Source organism: Mycobacterium sp. NGS57, assembly GCF_059812405.1.
The window spans coordinates 41,463-54,366 of record NZ_JCALCP010000019.1; the positions used below are offsets into that span (position 1 = coordinate 41,463).

Here is a 12,904-nt window from a genome sequence, read left to right on the forward strand (position 1 = left end):
TGCGGGTTTTTTATCGCGAGAACCCGTTGATATGGGCTGCTCGGAGGCGTATTTTAGGTATTAAAGCAGGCCCGGAAGCGACCAATTCGAAGCGCCGGAAATGGGGTAGGAATCCGGCCGCGGACGACTTAAGTGTCAGACGCCCCCTGATGTCGCCCGGGCCTGCCCTATGCGCTAGGCCCGGCGGATGCGGAAGAGCTTGACCTCGCTCCTGATGCCCTTGAGCCGGCGCGCCCCGGCGAACGACCCTTCGAAGCCGCTGTAGCCCGCGTCCTCGCCGAGGGCCTCCCACACCGAATCCGCGGCCAGCACGGTGCCCGGGCGCGCCGCGGCCGTGACCCGGCTGGCGACGTTGACCGGGCTGCCGAACCAGTCGCCGGCCCGGCTGACCGCCATGCCCGACGCCACGCCGGCGCGCAGCCGCGGGAAGTCGTTGTCGCTGTCGACGGCGTCGACGAGCTTGAGCACTACATCGAGCATGGGCCGCGGGTCGGGGCAGACGAACATCACGGCGTCGCCGATGGTCTTGATGAACCGCACCGGCGGGACGGTGATGTCGCGGGCCAGGACGGCCAGCCGGTTGGCCAGGTGCCCCAGCTCCTCGGCCGACACCACCTCGCCGATCCGGGTGAAGCCGACGAGGTCGGCGAAGGCGACGGTGATCTGCCGCGCGCCCGGAAGGGGCTTGCCGGCCGCCCGCTCGGCGGCGTTGACCGCTTCGGTCTCCATCATGTGCCGCAGCTGCATGAACAGCATCTGCTGGATCATCGGGCCGAGCTGCGGCGCGATCTGGCTTACCAAAGCCTTTGAGCCCTGGGCGATTTCGAGCTCGGTGGCGCCGGGACGCATGATCGCCGACAGGGCGGTGTAGCGCATCACCTCGGCCGCGCGGGACAGGCCCTCGGCGAGCACCTGGACCACCAGCACCACCTGCTCGGGGTCCAGGCCCAGCTCGACGAACCGCTGGGCGAAGGCGGCGGCCTCGCCGTCGGCGCGCATGTGCACGACGGCGTCGGGGTCGTCCACCCGGACCAGGCCGATGGCCCGCTGCACCCGCTGCAGCAGCTCCAGGTCCACGCCGTAGGTCTCGGCGATCTCGCGGGTGGAGACGTAGCTGCCGTCGTCGCCGATGAGGTGGCGGGTGGCCAGCAGCAGCGGCGGGTTGGTGGCGCGGATCTCGTCGGCGGTGATGCCCTGCTCGAAGAGCCACTCGATGAGCTCGGCCCGCTCGGCGCGGGCGGGGCCGTCGAGCCCGTCGAGCAGGTCGTCGATGTTCATGACACCGGCGGTCGCCGGTGGGCCCACGGCCGGGCGGTCTCGATCTGCGCGGCCAGCGACAGCAGGGTCGCCTCGTCGTAGGGCCGGCCGACGAGTTGCACCCCGATCGGCAGGCCGTCGCCGTCGTAGTCCCACGGCACGGCCGCGGCGGGCTGCCCGGTGAGGTTCCAGACCTGTTGATAGGGAACCTGCTGGGCGACCGCCAGCAGCGTGAATATCGCGCCGCGGCGCTGGTAGGCGCCGATGCGCGAGGGTCCCGCGGCGTTGCCCGGGGTGATGACGACGTCGACGTTCTCGAAGATCGACTGGATGCGCGCGGTCACCTGATCTTCGGCGTCACGCAGGGCCGACATCCGCCGATCCGAGAACAATGCGCCGGCGCGGGCCAGGTTGCGGGTGCGGGCCTCGAGGCGGTCGGGGTGGGCCTGGGCGTCGGCGTCGTCGCTGATGCCGCGCAGGTAGCGGGGCAGGTAATTGGTGAGGATCGCCGACGGCGGATAGTCGGGGTCGCGGGTGATCACCTCGTGGCCCAGGTCGCGCAGCAGCGCGCCGGCCTCGTGCAGCGCGGTCAGCTCCGCCTTGCCCACCCGGACGGGCAGCGGCGTTGGGCTCTTGGCGCTCAACGCAATTCGCAGCCGGCCGGGTGCGCGCCGGGCCGCGGTGACGAACTCGGTGGCGGGGACGCTGGCGGTCGCGTCCAGGAACAGCGCCGCGTCCAGCACCGAGCGGGCCAGCGGCCCGTTGACGCTCAACCCGTGCCAAGCGTTGTCGTGCGGTTCCAGCGGCACTCGGTCGCGTTGCGGCTTGATGCCGAACAGCCCGCACCAGCCCGCCGGGATGCGAATCGAGCCGCCGCCGTCGGAGCCGAGCGCCAGCGGGGCCAGCCCCGCGGCCACCGCGGCGGCGCTGCCACCGCTGCTGCCGCCCGGCGTGCGCTTCAGATTCCACGGGTTGCGGGTCGCCCCGAACGTCAGCGACTCGGTGTAGGGGAACATCATCAGCTCGGGCACGTTGGTCTTGCCGATGACGACCGCGCCCGCTGCGCGCAGCCGACGCACCACCTCGGCGTCGGAGGTCACGGCGGGGCCGTGCGCGCCGCTGCCGAACGTCGTCACCTCGCCGGCGACGTCGACGTCGTCCTTGATCGCGATCGGCACGCCCAGCAGCGGCAGCCGCTCGCCGTCGTCGAGGCGGTCCTGGGCGACGGCGGCCTCGTAGCGCGCGCTGTCGGACAGCACCACCCGGTAGCAGCGCAGTTGACTGTCCAGGGCGGCGATGCGGTCCAGGTAGATCTCGAGCAGCTCGGGCGCGGTCAGCTCGCCGTCGGCCAGCATCCGCGCCTGCGCGGCCGCGCCGGCGAAGGCCACCTCGCGAGCGTCCACCGCCGCAGCGTATCCCGCTCTCGGGTTTGAGTGTGAGGCCTGGGCTTTGGGAGTGAAGCCTGGGCGGCGATCCGGGCTCGGACGCCGCCATGGGCTCACAGCCGAAGCCGTCGGCTCACGCTCGAAGCGCCGCGGCCGTGCCCCCGACGAGCCGCGCTACGGTGCTCCGTCGGCGCCGTCCAAGCCGGCCTGGCCGGCGGGTCCACCGGTGCCCGCGTCGCCGCCGGCCCCGCCGTGGGCGGTCCCGCTGAGCCGGACGCCGTTGCCGCCGTTGCCACCGTTGCCGCCGTTGTCGGCCCAGCCCAGGCCGTTGCCGCCGTCGCCGCCGTCGCCGCCGGTGGCGACGTTTGCCAAGCTGTTCCAGATCCGGCCGTCGCCGCCGAGGCCGCCGTTGCCGCCGCCGACGATGCCCTGGTTGTTGCCGACGACGGTCCCGTCGGCGCCGTCGCCGCCGCGGCCGCCGGTGGCGTCGCCCGATCCGTAGTTGTCCGCGTCGCCGCCGGCGCCGCCCGCCCCGCCGATGCCGGTGGCCCCGCCGGCGGCGCCGTTCCCGCCGGCCCCGCCGGTGGCGTCTCCGGATCCCTGCGCGCCCGCGTTGCCGCCGCCGCCCCCGGCGCCGCCGCCCGTGGCGCCGGTTCCGCCGGACCCGCCGGCCCCGGCGGTGGAATCGCCGGATCCGTCGCTGCTCGCGTCACCGCCGAGGCCGCCGGCCCCGCCGAGGCCGCCGGTGCTGGTGCCGCCGGTTCCGCCGGCCCCGCCGAGAGCGTCACCGCTACCGGCGTTTTCGATTTGCGCGGTGCCGCCGGTCCCGCCGGTCCCGCCCGCGCCGACGGTGCTGGTGCCGCCGGTCCCGCCGGCGGCGCCGGTCACGTCGCCGGTTCCGAAGGTGCTCGCATCACCGCCGTCGCCGCCGCGCCCGCCGATGGTGCCGTTGCCGCCGTCCCCGGCGGCGCCGCCGGTGGCGGTGCCGCCGCCGGTGCCCGGCGAAGTGGCCTCGATGTGCGCCGTCCCACCGATGCCGCCGGCCCCGCCGGTGCCGGTGGCCCCACCGTCGGCGCCGTTTGCCGCGGCACCCCCGGTGGCGTTGCCGGATCCGTAGTTGTACGCATCGCCGCCACTGCCGCCGGATCCGCCGCCGGTGGCGCCGGTGCCGGCGGCCCCGCCGCCGCCGCCGATCGCGTTCCCGGATCCCCACCCGGTCGCTTGGCCGCCGTATCCGCCGAGCCCGCCATCGCCGGTGGTTCCGGTGCCGCCCGTGCCGCCGGTTCCGCCGGTGGCGTCGCCGGATCCGTAGTTGTACGCCTGACCGCCCGTGCCGCCGACCCCGCCTTCGCCGGTGGCGCTGGTGCCCCCCGCACCGCCGGCGGCGCCGACGACATCACCGGTCGCCGCGCTGTTGTTGAGTGCGGCATCGCCGCCTCGGCCGCCTTCCCCGCCGGATCCGGTGGCTCCGTCACCGCCGGACCCGCCCGCGGCCGCGACGGCGTGCCCGGTTCCCTGCGTGCCCGCGCCACCGCCGTTTCCGCCTTGGCCGCCGGTGGTCCCGTTGCCGCCATCCCCGGCGGCGCCGCCGGCGGCGGTGCCGCCGCCGGCGTTACCCAGACCGGTCGGGTCGGAGATATACGCGTCGCCGCCATTGCCGCCGGCGCCCCCGGTGCCGGTGGTCCCGCCGTCCGCGCCGTTCGCGGCGGCGCCGCCAATCGCGTCGCCGGTTCCGCGGTTGATGGCGAGACCGCCGTCGCCGCCGGTCCCGCCGCCGGCGGCCCCGGTGCCGCCGGTCCCGCCGACCCCGCCGGTGGCGTCGCCGGATCCGGAGCTGGACGCCAAACCGCCGGCGCCGCCCGCCCCGCCGGTACCGGTGGCGCTGGAGCCGCCCGCGCCACCGGCGGCGCCCAGCACGTCGCCGGTCGCGGCGCTGTTGTCGATGACCGCGCCACCGCCCGTACCGCCGGACCCGCCCGCGCCGGTGGTGCCGTCGCCGCCGGACCCGCCCGCGGCCGCGACAAGGTGGCCGGTTCCGGAGGTGCTCGCGGCACCGCCGTTCCCGCCGGCGCCGCCGGTGGTCCCGTCCGCCCCGGCTCCGGCGGTGCCTCCGGTGGCGGTGCCGGCGCCGGGCGTGGCCAAGGAGCCGGTCTGCGCCGCGCCGCCGTCGCCGCCGGCCCCGCCGGTTCCGGTGGATCCGCCGCCGGTGCCGTTCGCGCCGGCCCCGCCGGTGGCGTTTCCGGTTCCCTGGTTGACCGCTTGACCACCGTCGCCGCCGGCCCCGCCGCCCGCGGCGCCGGTCCCGCCGGTGCCGCCGGCCCCGCCGAGGGCGTCACCGGATCCCTCGGTGTGTGCCTGGCCGCCTGCGCCGCCGGCCCCGCCGGCACCGGCGGCGCTGTTGCCGCCCGCGCCGCCCATAGCGCCGACGACGGAGCGGGTAGCAGCGCTGTTGCCGATTGCCTCGCCGCCGCCTGCGCCGCCGGCCCCGCCGGGCCCGGTGGTGCCCTGCCCGCCCGTCCCGCCGGCGGCGGCGACGACGTCTCCGGTGCCGTAGGTGAGCGCGGCCCCGCCGTCACCGCCCGCCCCGCCGCTGCCGGTCGCGCCGCCGCCGGTGCCGTTCGCGCCGACGCCTCCGGTGGCGTTTCCGGTGCCATAGTTGAACGCCCCACCACCGTCGCCGCCTGACCCGCCGCCCGCGGCACCGGTGCCGCCGAACCCGCCGCCCCCGCCTTGCGCGTTGCCGGATCCGTGGGCAACCGCCAGGCCGCCGGTGCCGCCGCGCCCGCCGGCGCCGATGGTTCCGGTGCCACCGAGGCCACCGGCCCCGCCGACGGCGTCGTCGACGCCATAGCTGTTCGCGGCGCCGCCCTGGCCACCCTGGCCACCCTGGCCGCCCTGACCGCCGGTCCCGCCGGTACCTGCGGCGCCCATGGCGCCCGCCGCGGCGCCGGTGCCCCCGGAGCCGCCGAGTCCCGCGGCCCCGCCGGCGCCACCCTGGCCACCGGCGCCGACGCCCGAGTAGGAATCGGCGACGCCCGCACCGCCCTGACCGCCCTGGCCGCCCTGACCGCCCGTGCCGCCACTGCCCGCTGCGCCGTGCGCGCCCGCTGCGCCGAACGGGCCCGCCTGCCCACCGGCCCCGCCTTCGCCGCCGGTGCCGCCCGTGCCGCCCTGCCCGCCCTGACCGCCCTGGCTGCCGGCACCGCCGAGGAGGCCCGTGGTCCCGTCGGGGCCGGTGGTGCCGGCACCGCCGGCTCCGCCGGACCCGCCGAGCCCGCCGTGCCCGCCGGCGCCACCACTACCGCCGAAGAAGCCGCCGGCGCCGCCGGCTCCGCCGGCCCCGCCGTTGCCGCCGGTGACGCCCTGAATACCGGCCGCGCCGACCGACCCGGTCGCCCCGTTGCCGCCGGCGCCGCCGGCTCCGCCGTTGCCGAACAGCCCGGCATCGCCGCCCCTGCCGCCGGCCTGCCCGGCCCCGCCCGAGCCGCCGTTGCCGCCATTGCCCCAGAGCAATCCGCCCGCCCCACCGGCTTGGCCGGTGCCGGCCGCGCCGTTGGCGCCGTCACCGATCAGCGGGCGCCCCAGCAGCAACTGCGTGGGCGCGTTGACCGCGCCCATTACCTGCTCCTCCACCGCCGCCAACGGCGACGCGTTCGCCGCCTCCGCAGCGCCGTAGGCCCCGCCGGCACCGGCCAACGCCTGCACAAACCGGTCATGGATCAGATTCACCTGCGCGCTGAGTGCCTGATACTCGCGGCCGTAGGAGCCGAACAGTGTCGCGATGGCCGCCGAGACCTCGTCCCCGGCCGCTGTCACGACGCTCGTCGTGGAGGCCGCGGCCGCGGCATTGGCGCCACTAATCGCCGAACCGATCCCGGCAACATTTGCTGCCGCCGACACCAGCAACTCGGGCGCCGCCACCACAAAAGACATAGATCTCCCCAGCTCTCAAAGACGATCAGCCAGGCCCAGGCGGTACCTGATCGGCGGAGCGTAACCGCCACAGCACAATCTGATGTTGGCTTTCCGAGAATTGTCTTTCCGGGTCGCCGGCCGGGTACTCGTGTTTGCTGTCGATCCCTAGGTGGGCGGTATGGAGTCGGCCCACGGCGAGGACCGGCGGTCGGCCCAGGGTCGGGTGTGAAGCCTGGGCTTTGAGAGTGAAGCCCGGGCGGCGATCCGGGCCTGGATGCCGCCGTGGGCTCACAGCCGAAGCCGTGGGCTCACAGCCGAAGCCGTGGGCTCACAGCCGAAATGCCGCGGCCAGTACCGTGGGCGACATGCCCTGCGTGTTCTGTGCGATCGCCGCCGGGGAGGCCCCGGCGCTCAAGATCTACGAAGACGACGGCTACCTGGCGATCCTGGACATCCGGCCGTTCACCCGCGGGCACACGCTGGTGATCCCCAAGCGCCACAGCGTCGACCTCACCGACACCCCACCGCAGACCCTGGCCGACATGATCACCATCGGCCAGCGCATCGCCCGGGCCGCCCGCGCGACCGAGCTGGCCGACGCGACCAACATCGGGATCAACGACGGCCCCGCGGCCTTCCAGACCGTGCTGCACATCCACCTGCACGTGCTGCCGCGGCGCAACGGCGACAAGTTGTCGGTGGCCAAGGGGATGCTGCTGCGCCGCGACCCGGACCGGGAGTCCACCGCGCAGGTCCTGCGCGAAGCGCTGGCACGCATCGACGCGAGCCAGTCGGAGTGAGCCGGCGAGTGCGTGCTCAACATCGATGAATCGATGAATCGATGAATCCGGCCAGGTAGACCACGACAGGCGCGCAGCGGATTATTCTCCTGTTGCGCGCGGTGACGCTTTCCCTGCGGTCACCGCAAGGCGCGGGATCGGCTGGAGTGGCTATGAAACGCTCGACGGGAAATCCGTGGCGGCGCTTCGGGCTGTCCGCGCGCACGGGCTGGCTGGTCGTCGGGATGTCCGTGGTCGCGGCGCTGCTGGTCGCGTTTCTCAGCCGGCCGGTGGACGAGACCGTGACGGTGCTGTGCCTGGCATTCGCGGCGGCGTGCTCCGGCTACGCGGCGCACTACTCGACCGGGCGCCGCAAACTCGGATGGCTGGCCCTGGTGGTGGCCTTGTTGGGCTGGGGGGTGGGCGAGGTCATCTGGGCGTTCTACGAGGTACGCCCGGAGGCGGAACACGCCGCCCACCCGGCCGCCGCCGAGATCGTGTCCCTGTTGTACCCGATCGGCGTCATGGTGTGCCTGCCGTTGCTGTCCCACCTGTCACGCCACAGCCCCCGCCGGCTGGTGCTGGACGGGCTCATCGTCGCGACGTCACTCTTCGTGATTTCGTGGGCGTTCGTCCTCGACGAGGAGCTGCGCGCGCACAGCAGCTCCCGGGTGACGACGCTCACCGAGGTTTTCGCCGACGTCGCCGTGCTGACGACGGCGATCCTGATGCTGTCCCGCGTCCGGTCCGACGACATGCCGAGCCGCAGCCTGCTGGCCGGCGGCGTCGGCACGATCGCCGTCGCCGACATGGCGATGGTGTTCCAGACCGGAATGGGCGGGTTCCACCTCAGCGATCTGGGCGACGTGGGGCGCGTGGTCGGTTTGGGGCTGATCGCGCTGGCTGGCCTGACCAGCGTGCACGAGTCCGCCACGGCCCAGACCCGGACCGAGATTCTGTCGCCCGCCCTGTTGTGGTTGCCCTACCTGCCGCTGCTGCTGGCGGCCGCGGTCGGGTTGGGTCACGCCGTGGGCCTGATGGCGCACGGACCGCTGCTCGCCGCGCTGGGCATCCTCGTCGCCGCGGTGCTGGCCCGGCAGTTCATCGTGCTCGTCGACAACCAGGGCCTGCTCTCCGAAGTCGCGCGGGAAGCGTTCCGCGACAGCCTGACCGGGCTGGCCAACCGGGCGCACTTCCTGCATCGCCTGGAACAGGCCGTCACGCGGCAGCGCCGCGACGGGACGACCGTGGCGGTGTTGTGCCTCGATCTCGACAACTTCAAGGCCGTCAACGACGCCCTGGGCCATCCGGCCGGCGACGAGCTGCTCATCCGGGTCGCCGGCCGGCTCACCGCGGCGCTGGGCGACACGGGCACCGTCGCGCGCCTCGGCGGCGACGAATTCGCCGTCCTAGTCGAGGCTTCCGTGGAGGAATCGCAGGCGGCGGCGCACCGGGTGCTCGACGCGTTCGGCACGGCGATCGTGATCGACGGCGTGCCCATCGAGGTGCGGCCCAGCATCGGCTTCACGGTGGGCACCGCCGCGACCAACAGCACCGTCGATCAGCTGCTCCGCCACGCCGACCTGGCCATGTATGCCGCCAAACGCGAAGGCGGCCAATGTATTCGGGGTTTCGTGCCCGATCTGCCCTTCCCGTTCAGCTTCCCGCAGTTGGCCGAGTCGCCGGACTCGGCCGCGGCGGGGGTGGACCGGATCGCCACGTCAGTTCCGGTGGGGGCCTTCGGCAGCGACACCAAGCTGGCCCCCTCTTTGGCGCCCGTCGCCGAGGCCGCGACGGCGCCGCGCGACCGAACCCGCGACGGCGGCAATGGCGTCGATGGCGTGCGGTGGCCGCCGGCGGCGATCCGGATTGCGTTGGCGGCGTTGGGGATCGGCGTCGCCGTCTTCGCCCTGACCAGCGTCTTGTGGCCCGCCGCCGCACACACGACGTTCTTCGCCAAGTTCCTCTACCCCGCGCTGAACCTGGGGGCCGCAACGCTGGTCGGCGTGCGCTCCTACCGCGTCCGGGCCGACCGCCTCGCCTGGGGGCTGATCGCGGTGGGCATGGCGGTGTCGGCGATCGGCGACATCGTGTATGCCCTGTGCGTGCGGGAGGGCGAGTCGCCCTCGCCGGCCGATCCGGAGTATCTGGCGTTCTACCCCTTGGTCTATGTCGGGCTCCTGCTTTTGATGCGGTCCCGGCTGAAGCGGGTGCCGTTGCCGATCCGGCTCGATTCGCTGGTGTGCGCGCTGGCCGCGGCCGCGGTGGGCGTGATGCTGCGCGACGGCCCCATCCATGCGGCCGCGGTCCGCGTCCCGGTGACCGTGATGGTGGGCCTCGTCTATCCGTGGGGCGACCTGATCCTGCTAGCCGTGACCGCGGGCATGCTGCCAATCCTTGGCTGGCGCAACGAATTTCGCTGGGGTGTGCTCGTGGTCGGATTCATCGGGTTCGCCGTCGCCGACACCGCGTACCTCTTCCAGACCGCCGAGGGCGCCTACCGCGAAGGCACCATGCTCGACGCCCTGTGGCTGGCCGCGGCGCTGCTGGTGGCCGTCGCGAGCTGGGCGCCACGGTCCGGGTCCGCGCGGGGGGTGTCGCCGCGCCGCGGGCTCGGCTCCTACACCGTGCCGGTGGCATGCACCGTCGTGGCGCTCGGCGTCGTCATCGACCACAACTCAAGGCTGGCAACGATTCTCGCCGCCCTGAGCCTGATCGCGGTCGCCGCGCGGTTCTCGGCGACCTTCCGCGACGTCAGCATCCTGGCCGAAAACCACAAACAGGCCATGACCGACGAGTTGACCGGCCTGCCCAACCGCCGGTCGCTGGCGACGGCCCTGACGGCGCTGTCGAGCTCGGCGCCGGCGGCGACCAGGGCGTCGTCGCGGCGGGCGCTGCTGTTGCTGTATCTGTATGAGTTTCAAGAGATCAACGACTCGGTCGGCCGCCACTTCGGCGACGAGCTGTTGCGCCACATCGCCGACCGGCTGGCCCACTGCGTGCGCCGCGACGACCTGCTCACCCGCGTGAGCGACGACGGGTTCGCCATCCTGCTCGCCGAGGGGTCCGACCTGATCGCGGCGCGCGCCCAGGCGGGCCGGCTGCTCGAGGCCCTGAGCGAGCCGTTCGCGCTCGACCCGATCACGGTGCAGGTCGACGCCCGCATCGGCATCGCGTTGTGCCCCGACCACTGCGAGCACCCGCAGCAGCTGCTCAACCGCGCCGAGACGGCCATCCCGCACGCCAAGTCCGCGATCAGCAAGATCGCGGTGTACGACTCGGCGTTCGAGCTCTACCGCGACAACGACCCCAACCTGGTCGAGGAACTGCGCCACGCCCTCTTCGACGGCGACCAGCTGACCGTGCACTACCAGCCCAAGGTCAACGCCGGCGACGGCAGCGTGCACAGCGTCGAGGCGCTGCTGCGCTGGCGGCATCCCAGCCGCGGGTTGCTACTGCCCGAGGAATTCCTGTCCGCCGCCGAGCGCGCCGGGCTGATGCGCAAGGTGGCCAACCGCACGATCAACCTCGCCCTCGAACAGATCCGGACGTGGCGCGACGACGGCATCCCGATGGCCGTCGCGGTGAACCTGTCGACGACCAACCTGCTGGACCTCGACCTGGTGAGCACGATCGAGCGGCTGTTGCACACCCACGGCCTGCCGCCCGACTCGCTGATCGTCGAGATCACCGAGAGCGCGCTGGTGGACTCGGCGCGGTCCCGCAGCACCGTCGCCGCGCTGCAGCAGCTCGGCGTGCGCATCTCGCTCGACGACTACGGCACCGGGTGGTCGTCGCTGGCGCGGCTGCAGGACGTCTCGGTCGACGAGCTCAAGCTCGACCGGATCTTCGTCGCGCGCCTGGCCCAGGACCCGCGATCGGTCGCGATCGTGCGGTCCACGGTGGCGCTGGCGCGCAGCCTGGGCGCCGACCTGGTGGCCGAGGGCGTCGAGGACGACCTCACGCTGTCGGCGTTGCGGCGCTACGGCTGCAGCATCACCCAGGGGTTCGTACACAGCCCGCCGTTGCCCGCGGATGACCTGCGCGACTGGATCGCCAGCCATGCGCCCGACCCGTCCCGGCGGGCGCGGGTGACCGACTGACGCGATCGCAGTAGTCGCCGGCCTCGGTCGGACGAAATTGCAGTAGTGCGTCCCGGATCGGGGCGGTGCCGGGGGGCTGAAAATCGGACTTCAGGTGGTGTCGGCAACGCCACTTCGACGCGGGGGGTGTGGCGGATTGGGCGGTGGCCGGTAGCAAGCGGCCGCCGTGGCGCCCCCGAATTGCAGTAGTCGCCTGCGGATGTCGCGCGAAATTGCAGTAGTGCGTCCCGGATTCTGGCGGCGCTGGAACGGCTGAGAATCGGGCTTCGGACAGTGGGAGCCCTTCGTGTCGTCTTTTGTGTTTGCAACGCCCGAGGCGTTGACTGCGGCCGCGTCGGACCTGGGCGGCGTCGCGGAGGCGATCCGGCGGGTGACGGCGGCGGCGGCGCCGGCGACGACGGGGATCGCCCCGGCCGCCGGCGACGAGGTGTCGGCGGTGATTACGCGCCTGTTCGGCACCTTCGGCCAGGAATTCCAGGCCTTGAATGCGCAGGCGGCGGCGTTTCACGACCAATTTGCGGCCGCGTTGAGTGGTGCCGGCGTCTCGTACGGCGCGACTGAGGCGGCGGCGGCGGCGCCGCTGGGCACGTTGGAGCAGGACGTGTTGGCGGTGATCAATGCGCCGACCGAGATCCTGATGGGTCGTCCGCTGATCGGCCCGGGCACCGACGGCGCGGCCGGGTCCGGGGCCGCCGGCGGTCCGGGCGGGATTTTGATCGGCCGGGGCGGCAACGGCGGCTCGGGCGCGGCCGGGCAGGTCGGCGGGGCCGGCGGGGCGGCCGGCCTGCTGGGTGCCGGCGGGGCCGGCGGGATGGGCGGGGCCGGGGCGTCCGGCGGCGTCGGGGGCACGGGTGGCTGGTTGTTTGGCAATGGCGGGGCCGGCGGCCAGGGCGGGGTCGGCGTCGGGAGCGGCTCCGGCGGGGCCGGCGGCCTCGGGGGTAATGCTTTGCTGTTCGGCGCCGGCGGGGCCGGCGGTGTGGGCGGCACCGGGCTGGGCGGCGCTTTAGGTTCCGCGGGTAGCGCGGGCAGCCAGTTCGCTGCCGGCGGCACGGGCGGTTTGGGTGGTGACGGCGGCACCGGCGGCGTGGGCGGTACCGGTGGCAATGGTGGGCTGTTGTGGGGTGCCGGCGGGGCCGGCGGGGTCGGCGGCACCGGTGGGGCCGGGGGTTCGGGCGGTGTTGGTGGTGCGGGCTGGGCGTCGACGGTGGTCGGCGGCACCGGCGGTGACGGCGGTAACAGCGGCACCGGCGGGACCGGCGGCAACGGTGGCGCCGGCGGTATCGGTGGGCATGGCTCGCTTTTGTTCGGTCCCTTGGGCGCCAACGGTTTCGGCGGCGCGGGTGGGGCCGGCGGTAATGCCGGCGCGGCCGGCAATGGCGGCGCCGGCGGGGCCGGGGATGCGGTGACGGCCGGCGGGACCGGCGGTGTCGGCGGCGATCCCGGCGGGGTCGGGGTCGGCGGATTC

General features: G+C 74.2%; 6 protein-coding genes. 3 read left to right on the forward strand and 3 right to left on the reverse strand.

Annotated elements, in window-relative coordinates; genetic code table 11:
• Positions 1 to 174: 174 nt before the first annotated feature.
• From AC5Y43_RS24335 to AC5Y43_RS24345, 3 genes are all read right to left on the reverse strand, one after another.
• Entirely contained in the window at positions 175 to 1,278 is a 1,104-nt protein-coding gene (locus tag AC5Y43_RS24335; RefSeq protein ID WP_499976987.1) for an adenylate/guanylate cyclase domain-containing protein, read from the reverse strand.
• Positions 1,275 to 2,612 carry an amidase gene (locus tag AC5Y43_RS24340; RefSeq protein ID WP_499977007.1) on the reverse strand — a complete coding sequence of 446 codons (1,338 nt, stop codon included), beginning with the start codon at positions 2,610 to 2,612 and terminating at the stop codon, positions 1,275 to 1,277. The genes AC5Y43_RS24335 and AC5Y43_RS24340 overlap by 4 nt, the downstream gene beginning before the upstream one ends.
• Before the next feature lie 204 nt (positions 2,613 to 2,816).
• Positions 2,817 to 6,575: a PE family protein gene (locus AC5Y43_RS24345; RefSeq protein WP_499976991.1), complete on the reverse strand. Its 3,759-nt coding sequence runs from the start codon at positions 6,573 to 6,575 to the stop codon at positions 2,817 to 2,819.
• A gap of 347 nt (positions 6,576 to 6,922) precedes the next feature.
• On the opposite strand from AC5Y43_RS24345, the gene AC5Y43_RS24350 reads away from it, so the two are divergent.
• From AC5Y43_RS24350 to AC5Y43_RS24360, 3 genes are all read left to right on the forward strand, one after another.
• The gene (locus AC5Y43_RS24350; RefSeq protein ID WP_499976994.1) at positions 6,923 to 7,357 is read left to right on the forward strand and encodes an HIT family protein; all 435 of its coding nucleotides are present in this window, start codon (positions 6,923 to 6,925) and stop codon (positions 7,355 to 7,357) included.
• Positions 7,358 to 7,509: 152 nt separating this feature from the next.
• The gene (locus AC5Y43_RS24355; protein WP_499976997.1) at positions 7,510 to 11,439 is read left to right on the forward strand and encodes a diguanylate cyclase domain-containing protein; all 3,930 of its coding nucleotides are present in this window, start codon (positions 7,510 to 7,512) and stop codon (positions 11,437 to 11,439) included.
• Between the two features lie 286 nt (positions 11,440 to 11,725).
• A partial coding sequence (locus AC5Y43_RS24360; RefSeq protein ID WP_499976999.1) for a PE family protein occupies positions 11,726 to 12,904 on the forward strand: 1,179 nt, incomplete at its 3' end.

Bases quoted from the DNA above. Each gene is read 5' to 3' on its own strand.
- AC5Y43_RS24335 (WP_499976987.1), bottom strand. From the start codon at position 1,278: ATGAACATCGACGACCTGCTCGACGGGCTCGACGGCCCCGCCCGCGCC.
- AC5Y43_RS24340 (WP_499977007.1), bottom strand. From the start codon at position 2,612: ATGCTGGCCGACGGCGAGCTGACCGCGCCCGAGCTGCTCGAGATCTAC.
- AC5Y43_RS24345 (WP_499976991.1), bottom strand. From the start codon at position 6,575: ATGTCTTTTGTGGTGGCGGCGCCCGAGTTGCTGGTGTCGGCGGCAGCA.
- AC5Y43_RS24350 (WP_499976994.1), top strand. From the start codon at position 6,923: ATGCCCTGCGTGTTCTGTGCGATCGCCGCCGGGGAGGCCCCGGCGCTC.
- AC5Y43_RS24355 (WP_499976997.1), top strand. From the start codon at position 7,510: ATGAAACGCTCGACGGGAAATCCGTGGCGGCGCTTCGGGCTGTCCGCG.